This window comes from Marinobacter sp. JSM 1782161, assembly GCF_011421605.1.
GTDB lineage: Bacteria > Pseudomonadota > Gammaproteobacteria > Pseudomonadales > Oleiphilaceae > Marinobacter_A > Marinobacter_A bohaiensis.
Genome location: NZ_WSSA01000002.1, coordinates 1,063,072 through 1,086,372 on the forward strand (window position 1 = coordinate 1,063,072; position 23,301 = coordinate 1,086,372).

21 protein-coding genes are annotated in these 23,301 nt (G+C 61.2%); 7 read left to right on the top strand and 14 right to left on the bottom strand.

Annotated elements, in window-relative coordinates; translation table 11 throughout:
• Positions 1-145: 145 nt before the first annotated feature.
• The 4 genes from tal (at position 146) to GQB00_RS04685 (ending at position 3,592) form a co-directional block, all read left to right on the top strand.
• Entirely contained in the window at positions 146-1,108 is a 963-nt protein-coding gene (tal, locus tag GQB00_RS04670) for a transaldolase (RefSeq protein WP_165855366.1), read from the top strand.
• Positions 1,109-1,111: 3 nt separating this feature from the next.
• Positions 1,112-1,567, top strand: coding sequence for a TerB family tellurite resistance protein (locus tag GQB00_RS04675; protein WP_111495837.1), 456 nt, complete (start codon positions 1,112-1,114; stop codon positions 1,565-1,567).
• Positions 1,568-1,617: 50 nt separating this feature from the next.
• Complete coding sequence (locus GQB00_RS04680) at positions 1,618-2,724, top strand: 3-deoxy-7-phosphoheptulonate synthase (protein WP_111495836.1); 1,107 nt, start codon at positions 1,618-1,620, stop codon at positions 2,722-2,724.
• A gap of 76 nt (positions 2,725-2,800) precedes the next feature.
• Positions 2,801-3,592 carry a glycerophosphodiester phosphodiesterase gene (locus tag GQB00_RS04685; RefSeq protein WP_165855367.1) on the top strand — a complete coding sequence of 264 codons (792 nt, stop codon included), beginning with the start codon at positions 2,801-2,803 and terminating at the stop codon, positions 3,590-3,592.
• A 98-nt stretch (positions 3,593-3,690) separates the two neighbouring features.
• On the opposite strand, the gene sthA is transcribed toward GQB00_RS04685, so the two are convergent.
• From sthA to GQB00_RS04730, 9 genes are all read right to left on the bottom strand, one after another.
• The gene (gene sthA, locus GQB00_RS04690) at positions 3,691-5,082 is read right to left on the bottom strand and encodes a Si-specific NAD(P)(+) transhydrogenase (protein WP_165855368.1); all 1,392 of its coding nucleotides are present in this window, start codon (positions 5,080-5,082) and stop codon (positions 3,691-3,693) included.
• A gap of 258 nt (positions 5,083-5,340) precedes the next feature.
• Complete coding sequence (nqrM, locus tag GQB00_RS04695; protein WP_165855369.1) at positions 5,341-5,586, bottom strand: (Na+)-NQR maturation NqrM; 246 nt, start codon at positions 5,584-5,586, stop codon at positions 5,341-5,343.
• A gap of 13 nt (positions 5,587-5,599) precedes the next feature.
• Positions 5,600-6,619, bottom strand: coding sequence for an FAD:protein FMN transferase (locus tag GQB00_RS04700; protein ID WP_228276669.1), 1,020 nt, complete (start codon positions 6,617-6,619; stop codon positions 5,600-5,602).
• A 21-nt stretch (positions 6,620-6,640) separates the two neighbouring features.
• The gene (gene nqrF / locus GQB00_RS04705; protein ID WP_165855371.1) at positions 6,641-7,867 is read right to left on the bottom strand and encodes an NADH:ubiquinone reductase (Na(+)-transporting) subunit F; all 1,227 of its coding nucleotides are present in this window, start codon (positions 7,865-7,867) and stop codon (positions 6,641-6,643) included.
• A 36-nt stretch (positions 7,868-7,903) separates the two neighbouring features.
• Entirely contained in the window at positions 7,904-8,512 is a 609-nt protein-coding gene (gene nqrE / locus GQB00_RS04710) for an NADH:ubiquinone reductase (Na(+)-transporting) subunit E (protein ID WP_111495830.1), read from the bottom strand.
• A complete protein-coding gene (locus GQB00_RS04715) occupies positions 8,512-9,177 on the bottom strand; it encodes an NADH:ubiquinone reductase (Na(+)-transporting) subunit D (RefSeq protein ID WP_111495829.1) in 666 nt (221 codons plus the stop codon). Before GQB00_RS04715 ends, nqrE begins: the two co-directional genes overlap by 1 nt.
• Positions 9,178-9,179: 2 nt before the next feature.
• Entirely contained in the window at positions 9,180-9,983 is an 804-nt protein-coding gene (locus GQB00_RS04720) for a Na(+)-translocating NADH-quinone reductase subunit C (protein ID WP_111495828.1), read from the bottom strand.
• The gene (locus GQB00_RS04725; RefSeq protein ID WP_111495827.1) at positions 9,976-11,181 is read right to left on the bottom strand and encodes an NADH:ubiquinone reductase (Na(+)-transporting) subunit B; all 1,206 of its coding nucleotides are present in this window, start codon (positions 11,179-11,181) and stop codon (positions 9,976-9,978) included. The genes GQB00_RS04720 and GQB00_RS04725 overlap by 8 nt, the downstream gene beginning before the upstream one ends.
• Before the next feature lie 4 nt (positions 11,182-11,185).
• The gene (locus GQB00_RS04730) at positions 11,186-12,535 is read right to left on the bottom strand and encodes a Na(+)-translocating NADH-quinone reductase subunit A (RefSeq protein WP_111495826.1); all 1,350 of its coding nucleotides are present in this window, start codon (positions 12,533-12,535) and stop codon (positions 11,186-11,188) included.
• 464 nt (positions 12,536-12,999) lie between these two features.
• Here GQB00_RS04730 and GQB00_RS04735 point away from each other — a divergent pair, with 464 nt between their 5' ends.
• Positions 13,000-13,575, top strand: coding sequence for a PEP-CTERM sorting domain-containing protein (locus tag GQB00_RS04735; protein WP_111495825.1), 576 nt, complete (start codon positions 13,000-13,002; stop codon positions 13,573-13,575).
• 191 nt (positions 13,576-13,766) lie between these two features.
• On the opposite strand, the gene GQB00_RS04740 is transcribed toward GQB00_RS04735, so the two are convergent.
• The gene (locus GQB00_RS04740; RefSeq protein WP_204355806.1) at positions 13,767-15,224 is read right to left on the bottom strand and encodes a glyceraldehyde-3-phosphate dehydrogenase; all 1,458 of its coding nucleotides are present in this window, start codon (positions 15,222-15,224) and stop codon (positions 13,767-13,769) included.
• A 250-nt stretch (positions 15,225-15,474) separates the two neighbouring features.
• Between GQB00_RS04740 and mfd the strand changes: the two genes are divergently transcribed.
• Both mfd and GQB00_RS04750 read left to right on the top strand, forming a co-directional pair.
• Positions 15,475-18,972, top strand: a complete 3,498-nt coding sequence (gene mfd, locus GQB00_RS04745) for a transcription-repair coupling factor (protein WP_165855372.1) — start codon at positions 15,475-15,477, stop codon at positions 18,970-18,972.
• A 54-nt stretch (positions 18,973-19,026) separates the two neighbouring features.
• Positions 19,027-19,773 carry a CsiV family protein gene (locus GQB00_RS04750; RefSeq protein WP_165855373.1) on the top strand — a complete coding sequence of 249 codons (747 nt, stop codon included), beginning with the start codon at positions 19,027-19,029 and terminating at the stop codon, positions 19,771-19,773.
• A 6-nt stretch (positions 19,774-19,779) separates the two neighbouring features.
• On the opposite strand, the gene GQB00_RS04755 is transcribed toward GQB00_RS04750, so the two are convergent.
• From GQB00_RS04755 to GQB00_RS04770, 4 genes are all read right to left on the bottom strand, one after another.
• Positions 19,780-20,559, bottom strand: a complete 780-nt coding sequence (locus tag GQB00_RS04755; protein ID WP_165855374.1) for an S-methyl-5'-thioinosine phosphorylase — start codon at positions 20,557-20,559, stop codon at positions 19,780-19,782.
• Positions 20,559-21,806 (bottom strand): mechanosensitive ion channel family protein, encoded by a 1,248-nt coding sequence (locus GQB00_RS04760; protein ID WP_228160537.1) that lies wholly within the window; start codon positions 21,804-21,806, stop codon positions 20,559-20,561. Before GQB00_RS04760 ends, GQB00_RS04755 begins: the two co-directional genes overlap by 1 nt.
• Positions 21,807-21,847: 41 nt before the next feature.
• Positions 21,848-22,336, bottom strand: coding sequence for a L,D-transpeptidase (locus tag GQB00_RS04765; protein WP_165855375.1), 489 nt, complete (start codon positions 22,334-22,336; stop codon positions 21,848-21,850).
• 126 nt (positions 22,337-22,462) lie between these two features.
• On the bottom strand, positions 22,463-23,122 hold the full coding sequence (locus tag GQB00_RS04770) for a TetR/AcrR family transcriptional regulator (RefSeq protein ID WP_111495818.1): 660 nt from the start codon (positions 23,120-23,122) through the stop codon (positions 22,463-22,465).
• Positions 23,123-23,301 lie beyond the last annotated feature (179 nt).

Here is a 23,301-nt window from a genome sequence, read left to right on the forward strand (position 1 = left end):
TGACGGAGCCGTAACACGGCTTCCGTCCCCTTGTTCCCGCCCAGGCAGATCGCTATTGTAGATTTGTTGGCCAGCCTCCGGTCAACGCGAAGGACGCAGCGCCCGCTGTGACCGCGCCATCCACGCATCAGGACGATTTGCCGCCATGAGTAAACTCGAACAACTCAAGACCATGACCACCGTCGTCGCCGATACCGGTGACCTGGATGCCATCGCCCAGTGGCGCCCGGTGGACGCCACCACCAACCCCTCACTGCTGCTCAAGGCCGCCGACCTGCCGGCCTATCGCCCGATGCTCGACATGGCCATCGACTACGCGCAGCGCCAGGGCGGCAGCGATCGCGAGCAGTTGGGGCAAGCCACCGATTACCTGGCGGTGCTGGCCGGCCAGAAGATCCTGGAGCTGATTCCGGGCGTGGTGTCCACGGAGGTCGACGCCCGACTGTCCTTCGACACCCAGGCGACCATCGACAAGGCACGCCGGCTGGTCGCGCTCTACGACAGCATCGGCGTACCCACCGAGCGCGTCCTGATCAAGATCGCCTCCACCTGGGAAGGCATCCGGGCCGCCGAAGTTCTGGAAAAAGAAGGCATCCACTGCAACCTGACCCTGCTGTTCTCGTTCGCCCAGGCCGCCGCCTGCGCCGAAGCCGGCGCCTTCCTGATCTCGCCCTTCGTCGGTCGCATCCTCGACTGGCATCTCAAGGCCAGCGGCAAGAGCGCCTTCGAGGCTCCCGAAGATCCGGGCGTACTGTCGGTCACGCGGATCTATAATTACTTCAAGGCCCACAATTACGACACGGTGGTGATGGGAGCAAGCTTCCGCAACACGGGCGAGATCGAGCAGCTGGCCGGGTGCGACCGGCTCACCATCAGCCCGGCGCTGCTGGAGTCCCTGCAAGATGACCCGGGCGAATTGCCGCGTATCCTGTCGCCCCAATCCGTGGGTAAAGTGGACGACCGTGTCAGCCTCGACGAGAACGACTTCCGCTGGCTGATGAACGAAGACGCCATGGCCACGGAAAAGCTGGCCGAAGGCATTCGCAAATTCGCTGCCGACCAGGTTGAACTGGAACAACGGGTCCGGCAGATAGCCCAGGCAGCCTGATTGATGATCGATGTATTGAAGAAGCTGTTCTCCGGCGACGCCAGCGGCGTCCCGGAGCCCAATGATCCCAAGCAACTGGCCATTGCGGCCACCGCCCTGATGGTGCAACTGGCGCGGGTCGACCAGTCCGAGGACGACGTGGAGATGATCACGATCATCGACTGCGCCCTTCGTTCCCAGGCCATTACCCGCGAGGAAGCCACGACGATCCTGGCTGATGCCAGGGCCCACGCCGAAGACGCCACCTCGCTTTACGAGTTCACCGAGAAGCTCAACGACACCCTGGACCAGGCGGGCAAGGCGGAAATCCTCGAGAACATCTGGCGGGTCGCCTTTGCCGACGGGCGCATCGACAAGTACGAGGAGCAGCTGATACGGCGCATTGCCGAGCTACTGCACCTGAACCACCGCGAGTACATGGAATGCCGGCACCGGGCTGAACAGGCCATGTCGTCCTGAGCCGGCTGTCAGCATAAGGAAACAAGACTGGAAGGAAGAAGGGAGCTGCCATGCTGGCCATTCTCCACCCCGATACGCCACTGGATGGCGAGGACTATCGCCAGACCCTGGAATTTCTGGAAAACCTGCCCGGCGTCAGCGTTCGCGTCCACGAAATCCAGGGCGCCCACCAAAAGCTCACCGAGGTCTATCTGCTGGGCGACACCAAGTCCCTGGATAAAGACGAGATCGAGGCGCTGCCGGCGGTCGAACGGGTCATCCGTATATCCGACGATTACCGCATCCTCGGGCGGCACCGGGATGACCGGCGTCAGACCGGCTTCACCTACAACGGCGTTCACTTCGATCAGGACAACCTCAACATCTTCGCCGGCCTCTGCGCCGTGGACAATCCGGATCACGTGGAACAGATGATGCAGGCCTTGCAGGCCAATGGCCAGGTCTGCACCCGCATGGGCGCCTACAAGCCAAGGACCAACCCCTACTCCTTCCAGGGGCACGGCCAGGCCTGTCTGCCCTACGTATTCGAACTGGCCGGTCAGTACGGCATCCGGGTGATCGCGATGGAGATCACCCACGAAAGCCACATCGAGGAGATTGATACCTGCCTGGAAAAGCTGGGCCGGCCCACCGGCGTCATGCTCCAGGTAGGCACCCGGAACACCCAGAACTTCGAGCTGTTGAAGGCCATCGGCCGGCAAAAACGCTACCCGGTGCTGCTCAAGCGGGGGTTCGGCATCACGCTGAACGAATCGCTCAATGCGGCGGAGTACCTCGCCAGCGAAGGCAACGCCAACGTCATTTTCTGCCTGCGCGGCATGAAGACCGAAGCCGGCCAGCCCCACCGGAACATGGTGGACTTCGCCCACGTACCGACGGTCAAGCGGCTGACGCGCATGCCGGTCTGCGTGGACCCATCGCATTCGGTGGGCAGCCGGGACTCCGCGCCAGACGGGATTCCGGAAGTCATGCACGCCGCTGCCCAGGGCGTCGTGGCCGGCGCCAACATGGTGCTGGTGGATTTTCACCCGAAGCCGGAAAAAGCCCTCGTGGATGGCCCGCAAGCCCTGCTGATGGACGAGTTACCCGGATTCATTGAGGACATGACGCTCTGCCACGAACTCTGGAAGAAACGGTGCGCCCTCTACGCGGGCTGAGGTTGCACCACGCCATATACCCAAGGGCCCGCACTCGATTATATTGTGCGTCTTTTGTGTCAGGGGATCTTCGCACATGATTATTTACGGCCATCGGGGCGCCAAGGGAGAGGCCCCGGAAAACACCGTTCCCGGTTTCAAGCACGCCTACAGCCATGGTGTCCGCCACTTCGAGATGGACGTGCTGCTTTCGGCGAGTGGCGAACCGGTCATCATCCACGACACCACCACCGACCGCACCACCGGGATTGCCGGCCGGGTTGGCGACATGACGGCCGAAGCGCTGGCCAAGATGGACACCCGCCACAACACCGTGCCCTGGCCCAGCCACTGCGGCATCCCCAGCCTGAATCAGGTGCTGACGGCCTGCCCCGAATTCATGCACCTGCAGCTCGAGGTAAAGAGCGACGATCGACAGCGGATGAACATCCTCTGCAACCGGCTGGCCGAGCTGATCCAGAAAAATCACTGGTATGACCGTGCCGCCCTCACCTCGTCAGACACCTGGTTCCTGCGCGAAGCCAAGCGCCGCGATCGCAAGCTGCGTACCGGGCTGGTGTTCGACAAGCGCTTTCCCAATCCGGTCAAGAACGCCAAGCGGCTTAACTGCGATTACCTGTGCCTGAACGCCCGCCTCTGCTCGAAAGCGCTGGTGGAATCGGCCCACAAGGCCGGGCTGAAGGTCTCCGTGTGGACCGTCAATCGCATCCACGACATGCTGGAACTGGAGAAAATGGGCGTCGACAGCATCATTACCGACTACCCGACCAGCAGCCTGATGTACTTCGAGAACCGTCCGGGCATCGCCACATCCAGACTGCCGGAGCGGCTTGCCAGCGATCCGGAAACCGTTGCCGGCACCACTTGAGCGGTTTGCTTGCATCAGGCGTGGCGGGACATCACGTCAAGACAGGCGTACGGGAAAGGAAGCGTTGCCGGAGCGGGAAGCCGCCCCGGCGACAATGATCAGAAGATCCGGTTCAGGCCGTTCAGGGCCGCCACCCGGTAGGCTTCCGCCATGGTGGGGTAGTTGAACGTGGTGTTGATGAAGTAATTGAGCGAGTTCGCTTCACCTTCCTGGTTCATGATGGCCTGGCCGATATGCACGATCTCGGCGGCCTGATCCCCGAAGCAGTGAATACCCAGGATCTGACGGGTCTCGCGGTGGAACAGGATCTTGAGCATCCCCACCGCCTCGCCGGTAATCTGGGCGCGCGCCAGGTCCTTGAAGAACGCCTGACCCACCTCATAGGGCACCTTGGCTTCGGTCAGCTCCCGCTCGGTCTTGCCCACCGAACTGATCTCGGGAATCGTGTAGATACCGGTCGGCACGTCGGTCACGAAACGGAAGTACTCGTCGCCAATGACATCAGAAGACGCGGACCGCCCCTGGTCGTAGGCCGCACTGGCCAGACTGGGCCAGCCGATCACGTCCCCGGCCGCGTAGATATGGGGTACCGCAGTGCGGTAATGCTTGTCCACGGAGAGCTGGCCGCGGCCGTTGGGCTCCAGGCCAATGTTGTCGAGCGCCAGCTTGTCCGTATTGCCGGCACGGCCATTGCACCAGAGGAAGGCGTCGGCCCGGATTTTCTTGCCGGATTGCAGGGTCAGCACCACACCGTGGTCGTCCCCTTCCACCGATTCATACTGCTCGTTGTGACGCACCAACACGCCGCTGTTGCGCAGGTGATAGCTCAGCGCGTCGGAAATTTCATCGTCCAGGAACGACAGCAGGCGGCTGCCCGGGTTGATCAGGTCTACCTTGACGCCCAGACCGGCAAAGATCGAAGCGTACTCACTGCCAATCACACCGGCGCCGTAGATAATCAGCGTGCGCGGTGTGTGGGAAAGCTTCAGGATCGAATCGCTGTTATAGATCCGGTGGTGACGGAAATTCACATCGGGCGGAAGGTACGGGCGCGACCCGGTGGCGATCACGATCGTCTTGGCGTTAAGGATTTCTTCGCTCTTGCCGCCACGCACCTCCAGGCGATGCTCATCCAGGAATGAAGCCCGGCCGTTGAACAGATCCACCCGGTTACGGGCGTAAAATTCGGTGCGCAGCTTGACCTGCTTGCCCATCACCTTCTCGGCATTCTGCAAAACGCGCGGAAACGAGAACCAGCGCGGTTCGCCGATATCCCGGAACATGACGTTGGTGTTGAAGGTGATGATCTGTTTGACGGAGTGTCGAAGAGCCTTGGAGGGAATGGTGCCCCAGTGGGTGCAGTTGCCGCCGACGGTGGGCTTGTCTTCAACGATTGCGACTCGCTTGCCGTGCTTTGCAGCATTCATCGCCGCGCCTTCGCCGGAGGGACCGGCGCCGATCACAACGACGTCATAATGATGTTCTGCCATACCCGCAGTGACTCCTCTTACTCCATCGTGACTTCTCGGTTCCCCGGACGTAAGAAGGGTGACGCAGGGCTCGACGCTATCCAGAAGTCGGGCCCTGGCACGGCTACACATGGGGGAACGCTGTTGATTATCTGATTGTCAGGGTAGCAGGCCCGCCGGAAAATACGGACAAACGGCCATTGGGATGACCCAACTCAACCTGCCGGGTGGCAGCAAGCCGGCCCCTGACGGCCAGCTATCGGATCAGGGGTAGCGCGCTCAGCGCGCCTCTTTCCCCTGGGTAGCGTCATAGGCCAGAGCCTGGCCCGAAGCCGCTGCAGTGCGGTCGTTTTCTTCTTCGCACTTGTTGCGGTCACCGCCACAAATTTCGCAGGCGCCATCAATACCCATGGCCCCCAGTCCGCCGCAGGTGCCGCTGATCGGCTTGCGACCCATGATCACACCGATCGACATCCCGGCCAGGAGAATGGCAAAAATAGCCAGGACCAATAAAAAAGTACCCATGACCTAACCTCCGTTAATCGATCAGGTACGATGAGAAAGCCGGGGTGTACTTCGTTTCAAACCCGTCTTCCCCTCGATAGATAAAGTATGCGGCGATGTCGTGCTTCACTGCAAATGCATAGCCCTTGTCCTCCCCCATCACATTAAGCGCCGTCGCCATGGCATCCGCGCTCATGCATTGTTCCGTGATCACCGATACCGAGGCCAGCTTATGGCTGATGGGCTTGCCGGTGTTGGGATTGATGGTGTGGGAGTATCGGTGACCATCGACTTCGTAATAGTTCCTGTAATCGCCGGATGTCGCCATCGCGCGATTGTCCAGTGCCACGATGCGCTGGATACTGCGCTCGCCGGACGTCGGTTTCTCAATGGCCAGGCGCCAGGCGTCACCATCGGGCTTGCGCCCTTTGGTGTTCACTTCGCCACCAATTTCCACCAGGTAAGCCTTCACTTCCTGGCTGTCGAGGAAGCGTGCCACGGCATCCACACCGTAACCCTTGGCAATGGCCGACAGGTCCAGGTAGAGCGGATAATCCGACCGGATCGCCGGTGGCGCCGAACGAAGCTGTAGCTTATCGTAACCCACCTCGGACAGGCGCTGGGCCAGGGTTTCCGGCTCCGGCACGGTTTCCGGACGCGCCTCCGGACCGAAACCCCAGAGATTGACCACCGGGCCGATCGTGACATCAAACGCGCCGCCGCTCAGGTCGCTGACCCGATGCGCTTCGTTGAGCACTTCGAACAACGGGCCGGATACCTCAAACCACTGGCTTTTGTTCTGGCTCCGATTGAAGCGGGACAGCTCGGAATCGTCACGCCAGGTGGACATGGACGCATCGACGCTGTCGAGCGCCTGTTCGATGCCGCTTTCCAGGTCCTCCAGGCGGTCCTCGTCCCCGGGCATCACCACCTTGATATGATACTGCGTGCCGAATACCGGCCCATTGAGTTCCCAGATTTCCGGGTCCGACTCAAACGAACAGCCCGCCAGGGCGACGCTGCACAGCAGCGCCACCAAGGCGGGCCCAATCATGCGGGATTTCATGCAGTCGCGTCAGCCCCCGAAGTCATCCAGCATGATGTTCTCGTCTTCCACACCCAGGTCCTTCAGCATCTTGATGACCGAGGCGTTCATGATGGGCGGTCCACACATGTAGTACTCGCAGTCCTCGGGAGCCGGATGGTCCTTGAGGTACTGGTCATAGAGTACGTTGTGGATGAACCCCGTCGGGCCTTCCCAGTTGTCCTCCGGCAACGCATCGGACAGCGCGACGTGCCACTCGAAATTGTCGTTCTCCTCGGCCAGCTGGTCGAAGTCCTCGACGTAGAACATTTCGCGCACGCTTCGGGCGCCGTACCAGAAGCTGATCTTCCGGTCTGAGTTCAGACGCTTGAGCTGGTCGAAGATGTGAGAGCGCATCGGTGCCATGCCGGCACCACCACCGATAAAGACCATTTCCGCGTCGGTTTTCTTGGCGAAGAACTCACCGAACGGACCGAACACAGTGACCTTGTCACCCGGCTTGAGGTCGAACACGTAGCTCGACATCAGGCCCGGCGGGTGATCAGAACCCGGCGGCGGCGTCGCAATCCGGATGTTGAACTTCAGAACACCCTTCTCTTCCGGGTAGTTGGCCATGGAATAGGCCCGCACCACGTCTTCCTTGTTGACGGCCTTGTAGCGCCAGATGTCGTGCTTGTCCCAATCCTCGTGGAACTCTTCCTCGATGTTGAAATCCTTGAAGTTGATTTCATACGGAGGACACTCAAGCTGCACATAGCCGCCGGCACGGAAATCCACTTCCTCGCCTTCCGGAAGCTTCAGCACCAGTTCCTTGATGAAGGTGGCCACGTTGTGGTTCGACACCACTTCGCACTCCCACTTCTTCACGCCGAAGAACTCTTCCGGCACCTCGATTTTCATATCCTGCTTGACCGGAACCTGGCAGGACAGGCGCCAGCCTTCCCGCTCCTCGCGGTTGGTGAAGTGGGTCTTCTCGGTAGGCAGCATGGAGCCACCGCCGTCAAACACCTTGCACTTGCACTGGGCGCAGGTACCGCCGCCGCCACAGGCGGAGGACAGAAAGATGCCGTTACCGGCCAGGGTGCCGAGCAGCTTGCCGCCGGCTTCAGTCTTCAGGGTATGCTCGGGATCATCGTTGATCTCGATGGTCACGTCGCCGGTGCTCACCAGCCTGGACCGCGCTGCCAGGATCACCGCCACCAGTGCGAGCACGATGACGGTAAACATGACCACGCCGAGAATGATTTCAGTATTCATGGTCTCGCCTCAATCTTGTTATCCGTTACCGGGTGATTACAGGGAAATACCGGAAAACGACATGAAGCCCAGCGACATCAGCCCAACGGTGATGAAGGTGATGCCCAGGCCACGCAGGCCTTCAGGCACATCGCTGTACTTCAGCTTTTCACGGATCCCCGCCAGCGCCACGATGGCCAGGGCCCAGCCCAGACCGGCGCCGAAACCGTAAACCAGACTCTCACCAAAGGTGTAGTCCCGCTCCACCATGAACAGGGACGCCCCCATGATGGCGCAGTTGACGGTAATCAGCGGCAGGAACACACCCAGCGCGGCATAGAGCGCCGGAATGTACTTGTCGAGGATCATTTCCATGATCTGGACCATCGCCGCAATCACGCCGATATAGGTCAACAGTCCCAGGAAGCTCAGATCCACTTCCGGCAGGCCGGCCCAGGCCAGCGCGCCTTCACGCAGAACATTGTTGTAGATCAGGTTGTTGACCGGGACCGTCAGGGTCAGCACCACGATGACCGCAATGCCCAACCCCAGAGCCGCCTCGACCTTCTTGGAGATCGCCAGGAACGTACACATCCCCAGGAAGAAGGCCAGCGCCATGTTCTCAACAAAGACGGCCTTCAGGATCAGACTGATATAGTGTTCCATCAGAAGGCCTCCTTGGTGCTTTGACGGGACATCCGGTAGTCCGGCGCCTCAACCTGATCCGGTTTCCAGGCGCGCAGCCCCCAGATCGCCAGGCCGATGATGAAGAACGCGCTCGGCGGCAGCAGCATCAGGCCGTTGGGCACATACCAGCCACCATCATTGACCACCGGCATCAGGGCCACACCGAACAGCGAGCCGGAGCCCAGCAGTTCACGGAAGAAGGCAATCACGATCAGCATGACCGAGTAGCCCAGGCCGTTACCGATGCCGTCGAGGAAGCTGAGCAGCGGGCCGTTCTGCATCGCAAAGCCCTCTGCGCGGCCCATGACGATACAGTTGGTGATGATCAGGCCAACGAAGACCGACAGCTGCTTGCTGATCTCATAGGCGTAGGCCTTGAGGATCTGGTCCACGACGATAACCAGCGAGGCAATGATGGTCATCTGCACAATGATCCGGATGCTGTTCGGGATCTGAGAACGCACCACAGAAACAAAGAGGTTGGAAAACGCGGTAACCGCAATCACCGAGGCACACATAACCATGGTGACACTCAGGCTGCTGGTGACCGCCAGCGCCGAGCAGATCCCCAGGATCTGCAGAGCGATGGGGTTGTTATTGAAGATCGGTTCAAAAAGAACCTGCTTAGCTGAAACGTCCGCCACCGTCAGACCTCCCCTTTACGAAGCTTGTTCAGGTAGGGCGCGAAACCACGCTCGCTCATCCAGAAGTTGACCAGATGCTGTACACCGCGGCTGGTCAGCGTTGCACCGGACAGGGCATCGACCTTGTGCTCCTTGTCCGCCGCGTTGGCGTCGACACCGCCCTTGACCAGCTGGATCTCTGGCGTCTCGAGATTGTCGCCGTAAACCTTCTTGCCAACCCACTGCGATTTCCACTTGGGATTGTCCACTTCGCCACCCAGACCCGGAGTCTCGGCGTGCGCATAGAACCCCAGGCCCTCGATGGTGTTGGCATCCCCTTCCAGCGATACGAAACCGTAGAGGGTGGACCACAGGCCGTAGCCGTGGATCGGCAGCACCACTCGCTTGAGATTGCCGTCTTCTTCCAGCACGAAGACCTTCGCAATGTCCGCCTGACGCTTGATGCCGGCCACATCCTCCGACGCGGGGATGTTCTCGGACATGGACGGATCGGAAGCCGCCTTGTACTGGTCGTACTTCATCGCGTCGTTCAGGCCGATGGAATCGGCGTCAACGTAGTCACCAGATTCCAGATCCACGAGCCTGACGTCAAATCGCTGGAACTGTTCCTCAATCTGGTCCGGAGTCGCGCCCGGCTCGAGCATCCCGGCCGCGGCCAGGATGTTGGTTTTCATATCGAGGTTACGGTTGGTCACCTGGGCCGGCTTGAGTATGACCGCCGCGGAAGACACCACGACGGAACAGACGATGCACAGCGCCAGGGCTACGATAACCGTGCGGGATACGGTTTCCTTTTTCTTAGCCACGGGCGAGCCTCCGTTTGATGTTGGCCTGCACGACGAAATGATCCATCAGCGGGGCAAACAGGTTAGCGAACAGGATGGCGAGCATGATGCCTTCCGGGAAGGCCGGGTTGACCACGCGAATGAGCACGGTCATCAGGCCGACCAGAATGCCGAACGACCATTTACCCGTGTTGGTCATCGCTGCGGATACCGGGTCCGTCGCCATGAACATCATGCCAAAGGCAAAGCCACCGATCACCAGATGCCATTGGGGCGGCACCTCGAACATCGGATTGGTGTCCGATCCCACCGCATTGAGCAGCAACGTGGTACCGATCATGCCGATCAGGACACCGCCCACGATCCGGTAGGAGGCAATTTTCATCACCAGCAGGACCGCACCGCCAATCAGGATGGCCAGCGTCGAGGTTTCACCCATGGACCCCTGGATCGTACCCAGGAACGCCTGCATCCAGGTCATGGACTGCTGCAGCGCTTCCATACCACCGTTGGCAGCCACACTCAGGGCCGTGGCACCGCTGAACCCGTCGACCGCGGTCCACACCGTGTCACCGGAGATCTGCGCCGGGTAGGCGAAGTACAGGAAAGCACGACCGGTCAGGGCCGGGTTCAGGAAGTTCTTGCCGGTACCGCCAAACACTTCCTTACCGATCACCACACCGAAGGTGATGCCCAGCGCCACCTGCCACAGCGGGATGGTGGGCGGGCAGATCAGCGCGAACAGGATCGAAGTCACGAAGAAACCTTCGTTGACTTCATGGCGACGCACCGTTGCGAACAGTACTTCCCAGAAACCACCGACCACGAAAGTAACGGCGTAAACCGGGATGAAATAAGCCGCACCGTAGACCAGGTTGTCCCAGATCGAGCCGGGATCGTTGCCGGCCAGCGCCGAAATGAACGCCGTGCGCAGGCCACCGTCGCCCATCAGGGCATCCGGGTTGGCAGCGAGAACGGTATTGGCCTGGTAACCGATGTTCCACATACCGAAGAACATGGCCGGCCAGACGCAGAACCAGACGGTGATCATGATGCGTTTCAGGTCGATACCGTCACGCACGTGGGACGTCGTGGACGTCACCGACGGCGGCGTATAGAAGATCGTGTCGACCGCTTCGTAAAGCGCGTACCAGCGCTCGTACTTACCACCTTTCTCGAAGTGGTGCTCGATACCGTGGAGAAATTCTTTCAATGCCATGGTGTTAGCCCTCGATCTCGATGCGGGTCAGGTTATGACGCAGGATGGGGCCGTACTCGTACTTGCCGGGACAAACGAAGGTGCACAGGGCCAGGTCTTCTTCGTCCAGCTCGAGACAGCCCAGCTTCTGGGCCATCTCGGTATCGCCCACGATCAATGAGCGCAGCAGTTGCGTCGGCAGGATGTCCAGCGGCATGACCTCTTCATAGGATCCCACCGGGACCATGGCCCGCTCGCTGCCGTTCGTTGTCGTCGTGAAATCAAACAGGCGGCCTTTGGCCAGCTTGGAGAGGTAGATGTTCAGAACCGAGAACTTGCGGGTACCGGGTGACAACCAACCCATGAACTGGCGCTCGTCGCCCTCTTCCAGCAACGTGACCTGGTTGGCATAGCGCCCCAGGTACGCACAGGGGCCTCGGCCGCTGCGGCCGCCGAAGACCGAGCCGGAGACCTTGCGTACGTCGGAATTCGCCGTTTCGCATTCGCCCTCAAGCAGCTCGTCGAGGTTCGCTCCAATGCGGGTACGCACCAGTCGCGGCTGTTTGGCCTTGGGGCCACCCAGGGCAACAACACGTTCGGTGGGCAGCTCGCCGGTCTGGAACAGGCGGGCAATGGCCATGACGTCCTGATAGCCGATGGACCAGACCACCTTATCGCCGACTACCGGATCCAGGTGATGGATGTGCGTGCCGACGTTACCCGCCGGATGCACGCCGTCGAACTGTTCGACCTGGAAAACGTCGTCCTTGGGCACCGGCACGTTGGACCCCGGCTTGCCACAGACAAACACTTTGCCGTTGGTCAGCCTGCTGATAATGCGCAGGCCGTTCTCGAACGCATCCGGATCGTCGTTGATGATCACGGTGGGGTCGGCGGCCAGCGGGTTGGTGTCCATCACCGACACAAAGATGGAATGCGGCGCCGTGTCGATGGCCGGCACCTTGCTGTAGGGACGGGTGCGGAACAGAGTCCACAAGCCAGACTCCACCAGGTTGTCGACGACCTGCTGACGTTCGAGCGAGCCCAATTGGCTGGCTTCGTAACGGGCAAAACTTTCCGACTCGTCTCCATCGATCTCGATAACGACCGACTGGAAAACGCGACGCTCACCCCGATTAATTTCCTTGACCACACCAGCTGCCGGCGCGGTGTAACGAACGCCCTCGGTCTTCTTGTCCGTAAACAGCAGCGAACCGCGTTTGACGCGATCACCCTCCTGAACCGCCATGGTCGGCTTCATACCGTTGTAGTCAAAACCAATCAGCGCCGCGTGGCGCACAGGCTTGCCGTCGGTAATTTTCTGTTCAGGAGCGCCGCTGATGGGAAGATCCAGGCCTTTTTTGATCTTAATCATTTAGCCCCGTCCAATCATCAGAAACTAGATAAAGTGGATTCGCCACGCCTGGCTAAAACTCCGGAATCACCAGGAACGACGGCTTCGGCGCCGTAACAGTGACAGCAGACACCGGGCGAACCGGCGCTCGTTGAGGAGAGTGAAATTCTGTTAACCAGACGTACCCAAAATCGCGCCAATTATAGAGATTCAAAGAATTCATTTCTACCTGAGAGCGCATTGCTATCCACGCCCATTTCGCGATCTCGGTCAATTAAACAGCCATCCCCGAAAGCTGGGTGCACCAGTCCTCAGGCATGAAAAACCGTCGATTTACTTTACACCACCCCCGCCAAACGAATGCCTGATTCAGCGCTTTATCAGTAGGTTATAAAGTTGGCACGCCTCGCGCTAGGAGTGCATTGAGGGTCTGAACCGGTTCCCTTCAGACCACGTACGCGACCTTTTCTCACAGGAGTTGAGGAATGAGAAAATACCTACCAACAATCTTCGCGGCAGTTGCTTCTGCTCTGCTTTTCGTGTCGTTGCCAGCCGCAGCCCTGAACATCGGTCCGGGGGATGCAGCGGGTACAACGAACGTTAACAGCAATTGCGAACCGGACTGTGTCGAAGACGTTTTCGGTACCAGTGACCTGACTTTACTCTACAAATCGGAAGTGGACGACGGTGGCGAAGAGGGAACATTCGCGAGTTCTTATGAAACAACCTGGGACGGCAGCGATCCAAGCGACGGCATGATCGAGTACGTCGGCGGAGCAAGCATCATGTGTGGCGAGTGCTATCTCGTCGTCAAGGATGGCAAACATGAGCCCGCCCAGTATTTCTTCAACCTGTTTGCTCTGGGCTGGAACGGTACCGACACCCTTTACCTTTCCGGGTTCTGGCCAAACGGCGGCGCTATCTCGCACGCTTCCATCTGGGGTGGCGACACGCCGATGGAAAGCGTTCCGGAACCAGCGACCCTCGCCCTCCTTGGCATCGGCCTGGTTGGGTTCGCCGCACTGCGCCGCAGACAACCGGCACGAAAGATCGCCCACTGACCCAAACGCACGTAAAACCATGCGAGGCAGGCCCAACGGCCTGCCTCTTTGCTTGGTCGAAATCCCTAGTCGAAAGCCCTGGCCGAAAGCGTCAGCCTGTTTGACACCTCAAACAACAGACACAAAAAAGCCCCGCCGGGATCCGGCGGGGCTTCGTGTCGAACAACCGTATTCCGGTGTCGCTTTCCGGTTTACCGAACCCGCGACGGGAAAATCGGGTAGGTCACGCCGGCCATCTGGTTCACGCAGCGAACCACCTGGGCGCTGTAGCCGAACTCGTTGTCGTACCACACGTAAAGGATCAGGCGGTTGCCGTTGGCGATGGTCGCCTGTGCATCCACGACACCCGCGTGACGGGAGCCCACGAAGTCGGTGGAGACCACTTCCGGTGAGTTGACGAAGTCGATCTGCTTCTGCAGCTCGGAGTGCAGCGCCATTTCCCGCAGGTATTCGTTGGCCGAATCCACCGTCACCTCTTTGTCGAGGTTCAGGTTCAGGATCGCCATGGAAACGTTCGGCGTCGGCACCCGGATGGCGTTGCCGGACAGCTTGCCCTTCAGCTCGGGCAGCGCCTTGGCCACGGCCTTGGCGGCGCCGGTTTCCGTGATCACCATGTTCAGGGGCGCGCTGCGGCCGCGGCGTGAACCCTTGTGGTAGTTATCGATCAGGTTCTGGTCGTTGGTGTAGGAGTGGACGGTTTCCACGTGCCCGTCAACGATACCGTACTCATCGTGGATCGCCTTCAGCACCGGCGTGATCGCATTGGTGGTACAGGAGGCTGCGGACAGGATGCGGTCATCCTCGGTGATATCACCGTTATTGATGCCGTAGACGATGTTCTTGATGTCGCCCTTGCCCGGCGCGGTCAGGATAACGCGGCTGGCGCCCTTCGACTTCAGGTGCAGGCCCAGACCTTCCTCGTCGCGCCACTTACCCGTGTTGTCGACGATGATCGCGTTGTTGATGCCGTACTCGGTGTAATCCACCTTGTCCGGACCGTCGGAGTAGATCACCTTGATGAAATTGCCGTTGGCGATCAGCGCGCAATTTTCCTCGTCCACGGTGATGGTGCCATTGAACGGGCCGTGCACGGAGTCACGACGCAGCAGACTGGCCCGCTTTTCCAGATCGTTCTCGGCGCCGCCCTGGCGAACCACAATGGCACGCAGGCGCAGGTTGTTGCCGCCGCCGGCCTTCTCGACCAGGATCCGCGCCAGCAGGCGACCGATCCGGCCAAAACCGTAGAGGACCACATCCTTGGTGTCCTTGCAGGATTCCTCATCGCACTGTTCCGCGTACTTGCCGACGACTTCTCCGACTTCGTCACGCAGGAACTGCTCCAGGGAACGGCCTTCGGCCTGCTCCTTGAATCGCACCGCCAGCTTACCGATATCAATGTGGGCCCGCCCCAGTTCAAGCTGGTCCAGCGTCTCCAGAATCGGCAGCGTGTCCTGGACGGACAGCTCGCTGTCCTCGACCTGACGCACAAAGCGATGCGCCTTGAGGATGCCGATGACAGATTGATTGATGATCGCTCGGCCGTAAATGGACGTAACGACGTTGTTCTTGCGGTACAGGCGGCCGATCAGGGGAATCATCGCCTCCGCCATGGATTCTCTCTCGGTCCAGGCGGACAGGTGCTCATTCATCTGCTCGTGACTCACGCGTAAACCTCTACTGTTTGGCGCTTGAATGGGACGACCGGGCCGGCCGCCTCCCGTGAATTGGGCGCATATTATCCAATGTAAGGAGTTCCCGAACAAGCCCGCATTCCCCGCGCCAGGCCGCATCACCATGACAGTCCCTTAACCGACGGCTAGAATGTCGCTTCCTTCGTTCAGGGCGACTCCGATCTGCCTGTCATCGACAACCTTGATTCAGCCAGGAACCACGCGATCCATGACACAGCCCAGCCTTATCGCTCCCGAGATGCCCACCCAGCCGGCCAGCCACGAGATCTGGAGCGGCCTGCACGGCGCCAGCCAGGCCCTGGCGATCTGCGAGGGCGCCCGGCAGCACGACGGGCTGACCCTGGTGATCACGGCCAGCACCGACGAAGCCATTCGCCTGGAACAGGCCCTGCGCTTTTTTCTGGGGCTGCCGGCGGACGATGACCAGACGACCACCACGGCGGACGGCCTGGAGTTACTCTCGCTGCCGGACTGGGAAACGCTGCCCTACGACATGTTCTCGCCGCACCAGGACATCATCTCGCGGCGCATCCGCACCCTGCACCGCCTGCCCCAGGCCCAGCGGGGGCTGCTCGTGGTGCCGGCACGTACCCTGCTCCACCGCCTGGCTCCGTCGTCGTACCTGCAGGGCAACACGCTGTTGCTGGAGATCGGCCAGTCGCTGGACATCGATGCCTGGCGCAACCAGTTGGAAGCGGCCGGCTACCGGCACACGGAGAACGTCTACGAACACGGCGAGTACGCGGTACGCGGCGCCATTCTCGACATCTTCCCGATGGGCGCCACCCAGCCCTACCGGATCGACCTGTTTGATGACGAAATCGAAACACTTCGCACCTTCGATCCGGAAACCCAGCGCTCGGTAGACCGTATCGAGCGCATCGAACTGCTGCCGGCCAACGAATTTCCCTGGCACAAGGAAGCCCGTTCCACGTTCCGCAACCAGTGGTTCGAGCACTTTCCCCACGCCGACAAGGACGCCCCGATCTACAAAGACGTCAGCCAGGGCATCACACCGCCGGGCATTGAGTACTATCTGCCGCTGTTCTTCGACGCCACCGCCACCCTGTTCGACTACCTGCCAGGCAGCACCCGCGTGGTCACCCTGGCCGGTCTGGAAGACGCCCTCGACCACGCCCGCGATGAAGTGGAGCAGCGCTACGAAGACCGCCGCTACGATCGCATGCGCCCGATCCTAGAGCCGCGCCAGTTGTTCATGGCGAAGGACGAATGCTACGGCTGGATCAAGCGCTTCCCGCGCGTCTCGGTGCAGACCGACCCGGCCGACGCCGGGGCCCGCGAGCGCACCTGCCACAGCGCCGCGCTGCCCTACGTCGCCATGGACGGTCGCGCCAAGGATCCCGCACACCGGCTCAAGGCCTACCTGGCGGATTTCGGTGGAAACGTGCTGCTGTGCGTGGAATCCGCCGGTCGGCGCGAGTCGCTGATCGACAACCTGGCCGACTACGACCTGCGCCCGGACACCCTCGCGGACTGGCAGGCCTTCTGTGACCAGTCACCGGCGCTGGGCGTCACCATTGCCGCCCTCGATGCGGGCTTTGCCCTACCCGATCAGCACACCGCGCTGATTACCGAAACCGAGCTGTTCGGCGAACGGGTGCTGCAGCAGCGGCGCCGGGAAAAGCCGACCGAGCTGAACGACGCCGGCTACCGCGACCTCTCCGAACTGCGCATCGGCTCGCCCGTGGTGCACATCGATCACGGCGTCGGCCGCTACCAGGGGCTGCAGACCATCGCCGTGGACAAGGACAACGCCGAGGAATTCCTGACGCTCGAATACGCCAACAACGCCAAACTCTACGTGCCGGTATCCAGCCTGCACCTGATTTCCCGCTACGCCGGCGCGGAAACCGAGCTGGCACCGCTGCACAAGCTGGGCACCGACCGCTGGAACCAGGCCAAGCAGAAAGCGCTGGAGAAGATCCGCGACACCGCCGCCGAACTGCTCGACGTCTACGCACGCCGGGAAGCCCGCAAGGGCTTTGTGTTCGACGACCCGGCGGAGAACTACCGCGCCTTCGCCGCAGGCTTCCCGTTCGAGGAAACGCCCGACCAGCAGGCCGCCATCGATGCGGTCATGGCGGACATGGTCAGCGAACGCCCGATGGATCGACTGGTCTGCGGCGACGTGGGCTTCGGCAAGACCGAGGTGGCCATGCGCGCCGCCTTTATCGCCTCCTATTCCGGCAAGCAGGTGGCGGTGCTCGTCCCCACCACCCTGCTGGCCCAGCAGCACTACGAATCCTTCCGCGACCGCTTCGCCGACACACCCGTCAACGTCGAACTGCTGAGCCGCTTCCGCACCGGCAAGCAGGCCAGCCAGACGCTGGAGCACGCCGAATCCGGCAAGGCCGACATCGTGATCGGCACCCACAAGCTGATCCAGGGGGACGTCAGGTTCAAGAACCTGGGGCTGGTGATCATCGACGAGGAACACCGCTTCGGTGTGCAGCAGAAAGAGCGGCTCAAGGCCCTGCGCGCGGAAGTGGACCTGCTGACCCTGACCGCCACACCGATTCCCCGCACGCTCAACATGGCCATGGGCCATCTGCGGGACCTGTCGATCATCGCCACGCCGCCGGCGCGGCGCCTGTCGGTAAAAACGTTCGTGCGCCAGCGTGAAGACGCCCTGGTGAAAGAAGCGATCCTGCGGGAAATCCTGCGGGGCGGTCAGGTCTACTTCCTGCACAACGAAGTCAGCACCATCGAGAAAACCGCCGAAGAGCTGCGCGACCTCATCCCGGAAGCCCGGGTCGGCGTGGCCCACGGCCAGATGCGTGAGCGGGAGCTGGAACAGATCATGTCCGACTTCTACCACAAGCGCTTCAACGTGCTGGTATGCACCACCATCATCGAAACCGGGATCGACATTCCCAGCGCCAACACCATCATCATCGAACGGGCCGACAAGTTCGGCCTCGCCCAGTTGCACCAGCTGCGCGGTCGGGTTGGCCGCTCCCATCACCAGGCCTACGCCTATCTGCTGACGCCGCCGCCCAAGAGCCTGTCGTCCGACGCGGAAAAACGCCTGGAGGCCATTTCCATGGCCCAGGACCTGGGCGCGGGCTTCATGCTGGCCACCCAGGATCTGGAAATCCGCGGCGCCGGCGAACTGCTCGGCGAGGAACAGAGCGGCCAGATCGAGAGCATCGGCTTCACGCTGTACATGGAGCTGCTCGACGAAGCGGTGAAAGCTATCCGCGAGGGGCGCACCCCGAACGCCGAATTACCCTTGAGTCACGGCACCGAGATCAACCTGCGCATTCCGGCGCTGATTCCGGACGACTACCTGCCCGATGTTCACAACCGGCTGATGCTCTATAAGCGCATCGCCAGCACCAGGACACAGGACGAGCTGAAAGAGCTGCAGGTGGAAATGATCGACCGCTTCGGGCTGCTCCCCGACCCGGCCAAGAACCTGATGCGCCAGTCCCAGCTGCGAATTCGGGCCGAAACCCTGGGCATCGCCAAGATCGATACCGGCAGCGAATGGGGCCGCCTGGAATTCGGCAACAACACGCCGGTGGATCCGTTAATTCTTGTCCAGAAAGTCCAGAGCGCGCCGCATTCCTATAAACTCGAGGGCGCCAACACCTTCCGCTTCCGGCTGAAGGACACCACAACCGATGGTAAACTGGCCGGCGTCTCGGACATGCTGGGCGAACTGGAAAAAGCGCCCGCCTGACCGGCCACCGCACACGCGGCCAGCTGTGCTGGCCCAGAAACGGAGTACGGAGTTTTGCAGGATTTCCAGACACGCTGGCTGGCGCCCCTGGCGCTCGCCCTGACCCTGTTTGCGCTGGCCGGCAAGGCCGCCGCCGATGACAACCTCTATCGCGCCGAGCTGGTGCTGTTCGAACGCATTGGCGCCAGCGATGACCTGGCCGAGCAGATGCAGACCCGCCAGCCCCAGGAAAACCCCGACGTGACGCGCAACCTCTGGGTCACCAACACCAACGGCCAGGTCGTTTCCGACCTGTCGCTGGTGCCACGCAATCAGCTTTACCTGAGTAGTGCCGCCAGCCGCCTGGAGAACAGCGGCGGCTACCGGATCCTGATGGCCACTGGCTGGACGCAATCGTTCCCGCCGGACTACAAAGGCGAACCCATGCGCATCGAGCTGGGTGATGTGATCGATTCGGCCGGTGACCGGGCAGTGGAAGGCTACATCGATATCGACCGGGTTCGGTACCTGCACGTCACCGCACACCTGAACCAGTGGCAGGCCGCGTCGACAGACCGGTCAATACAGAACGACGCCACGGCCGATGGTCAAGGGCAGGATCTATCCGACAACCCGTACCTGGCCGATGGCAGCCAGGATGCTGCGAATGACAGCAATGGCCAGCCGGGCCGGGCCCAACCGCAGCGCGAATTGCTCACCTGGCTGCACCAGACCCGCCGTATGCGCAGCAAGGAAATCCACTACCTGGACTCCCCCACCCTCGGCCTGCTGATTTACTTCCAGCCGCTGGACGCTCAATAAGGGGCATCAAGCCCCTGGCGAGTAACCGCTCCCGATCAGCTGCGTCAGGATCTCCCTGACGCCTGACATCCCCTCATCGATGGCAGCCTGGATCTCATCCATGGTGATGATGTGGTCGGACTTGCCGGCCGCCCAGTTCACCACCAGCGCCAGACAGCCGTATTCCAGCTCCAGTTCCGCGGCCAGCGCCGCTTCCGGCATGCCGGTCATGCCGATCAGGTCGCAGCCGTCCCGCTCCAGCCGACGCACTTCCGCCGCCGTTTCCAGACGTGGCCCCTGGGTCGCGGCGTAGACGCCGAAATCCAGGCAGTGAACACCACGATCCAGGGCCGCGGACTTCAGCGCCGCGCGCAGGGCTTCGGTGTACGGGAAGGTGAAATCGATGTGCGTGACGTGCTCCAGGTCGCCCTCAAAGAAGGTGCTGGGGCGCCCCCAGGTGTAATCGATCAGCTGGTCCGGAATGACAATCTGCGCCGGCCCCATCGCCGCGTGAATACCTCCCACCGCGTTCACACCGATAACGGTGCGCACACCGGCTTCACGCAGCGCCCAGAGGTTGGCCCGATAGTTCACTTGGTGGGGCGGGATGCGGTGCGGATTGCCGTGGCGCGCCAGGAAAATAACCGGAACGTCGTTGAGTCGGCCGTGCACCAGCGGCGCTGACGGTTTGCCCCAGGGCGTTTCCATCTCCTGCTGACCCGTGATTTCCAGGCCGTCCAGCTCGGTCAGTCCGGTGCCGCCAATAATGCCGATCACGGCCTTGTCCCGGTTTTCGTTGGCGCTCATCAGTCTGCGTCTCCGTATGTGGTGCGATTGGCCTGGGTGTCCGCCTCAAAGTGTTCCAGATCATCCGCCTCGCGGTAAGACGGCCGATTCTGCGCCGAATCCTCCCTCTCGTCGCCGGCGCCTTCCTGGTCACCGGTTTTATCCTGGGCCAGACGCAGCGTGTCCGCCACGTGCAACGTGCGCGTCGGGAAAGCCACCTCGGCACCGTAACCGGCGATGATCTCGCTGATGCGCAGCAGCACATCCTGCTTGATCGCGTGGAACTTCACCCACTCGACGGTCTTGGTGAAGGTGTACACCATGATATCGAGAGAGGAGTTATTGAAGCGCAGGAAGTTCACGATTAACGTTTGATCGGTATCGATTTCGTCGTGCTCTTTCAGCATGTCCCGGATATCGTGGACAATCGCCCCCATTTCGCTGACGTCCAGATAGCGGATGCCGATGGTTTCGTTGATGCGTCGGTTGGTCATGCGCGACGGGTTTTCCACGGAGATGGTGGTGAACACCGCGTTGGGCACGTAGAGCGGGCGTTTGTCGAACGTGCGGATGGTGGTCATACGCCAGCCGATGTGTTCGACCGTGCCCTCGATTTCCTGGTCCGGCGAACGGATCCAGTCCCCCACTTTGAACGGCCGGTCCATGTGAACCACCAGACCGCCGAACAGGTTGGCCAGCAGGTCCTTCGCCGCAAAACCGATGGCGATACCGCCGATACCGCCGAACGCCAGCACCCCGGAAATGCTATAGCCCAGGGATTCCATGACGATCAGTACGGCAGTGACCACCACTACGGCCCGGGCCAGCTTGCTCACCGCCATCACCGTGGTGTAGTCCATCGGACGGCGCATTTTCGACGGCGACGCCAGGATGGTTTCCGCCTGCTTGACAAACCCCCACAGCGTCCAGACAAAAAGCCAGATCAAGCCAACCTTGAGAATCGTGGCGTTGGCCTTGAAGATTTCCGCGTCCGAATAGCGGTGGGCCAACGTCGCGGCCCAGTAGACTCCCTGCAGCCACACGAAACCGACGGCGGGTTTGCGCAGGGCGTGCAGGAAGGCATCGTCCCAGAGATTCCGGGTCTTGCCGAACTTGCTCTCCAGCCGCAGGATCACCCGGCTGACAATGAACGCCACCACCGCGGTGGCAAACACCAACGCGAAAACGGCAATGGCCACCCGCCACTCAAGCGACAGCAGCGTGTAATTCTCGATCCAGCGCTCCAGACCTTGCGGTGCGTCTTCCAAATCCTGTCTCCCTGAATACAGCGCCCCGGGCGGGGCCGACATCAACCCTCGATCAGCACAGACGTGCCGGGGCGAACACAATCAAACAACTCCAGGACGTCGGCGTTACGCATGCGCACGCAACCGTGAGAGCGGGGTTCGCCCATCGGTTCCGAGTCCGGAGTGCCGTGAATATAGATATAACGGCGCATGGAGTCGACCTGGCCACCGCGGTTGCGGCCAGTTTCGCGACCACAAAGCCAGAGGATGCGGGTGAGGATCCAGTCGCGCTCGGGATGCGCTGTCGCGAGCTCGCTGGAATACACCTCCCCTGTGGGCCGGCGCCCCCGGAAAACCGCTCCAAGCGGCTGCTCAGCGCCGATACAGGCGCGCACGTAATGGTCGCCGCGCGGCGTGCAGCCGGAACCGTCGGCTTCGCCGGGACCGTTGGCGGCCGTGGACACCGCGTAGGTACGAGTCGAACCGTCCGCCATCTCGGCAACCAGGGTCTGTTCGGGAATGCGGATGTAGAGGTGGTGGGCTAACGCCATGAAGTCTCCGGCTGGTGTCCAGTCGCGTCAATGATACGTCACAGGCGCGGACAGTACACCAGGCCGCTTCGGGGAGGCAATTGTCGAAGGGTGAGACAGACCCGCCTACGGCGGGCCGTGATCGGGTCAGGCCGTGCGGGAGACCGACACCGGATCGTCGGCTTTCAGTCCTGCGGCGAGGAAGGGCACCAGGCGCGCGGCGATTTCCTGGACCGTGGTGTCCACGCCCAGCTTGTTCTCGAGGATTTCCCGCAGGGCGTCGCTGCTGGACATGGTGAAGGCGGTCGCGCCCAGCATGAACTGGATGCGCCAGTAGCGGTCCACCGCCGACAGTTGCGGCGTACCGGCCTTGAGCAACGACATCAGGCGACCGAAGGGCTCGCTGTATTCCGCTTCCAGGAACTTGCGCAGGTGCCCCTGGGACTGGGTGTAGGCCAGACCCAGCAGGCGCATGAAGATGGAGATGCCCTTCTCGTTGCGGTGCGGCATCCGCACCGCGCTTTCGGTCAGCACCCAGAGAATCTGCTCCAGCGACGCCGGCTGGCCGGCGCAGCGGCGCTCCAGATCATCGAAGGCGTTTTCAAGGGTTTCCGAGAACGGCGTCAGGAAGCGGGCGAAAACGGCCTGGATCAGCGCGTTCTTGGACCCGAAATGGTAGTTGACGGCGGCCAGGTTGACGCTAGCCTTACTGGTGATCATCCGCAGCGAGGTTTCGGAAAACCCGCGCTCTGCAAACAGTTCTTCTGCGGCATCCAGGATGCGATCGACGGTATCGGACTGCGCCATAATATTCTGCCAGGGTATAAAATAGACAAACGAATGTTTAAAACATACGTTTGACACCTGATATTGTCAAGCCGTGCCGAATCTATTGCCAGGCGCCCTGACCTGGCTCGATCGAACGGACACCTACTGCTCCCTTCTATAAGCGGCCCTCGTTCTACAAGCAGCCGCCTTACACAAAC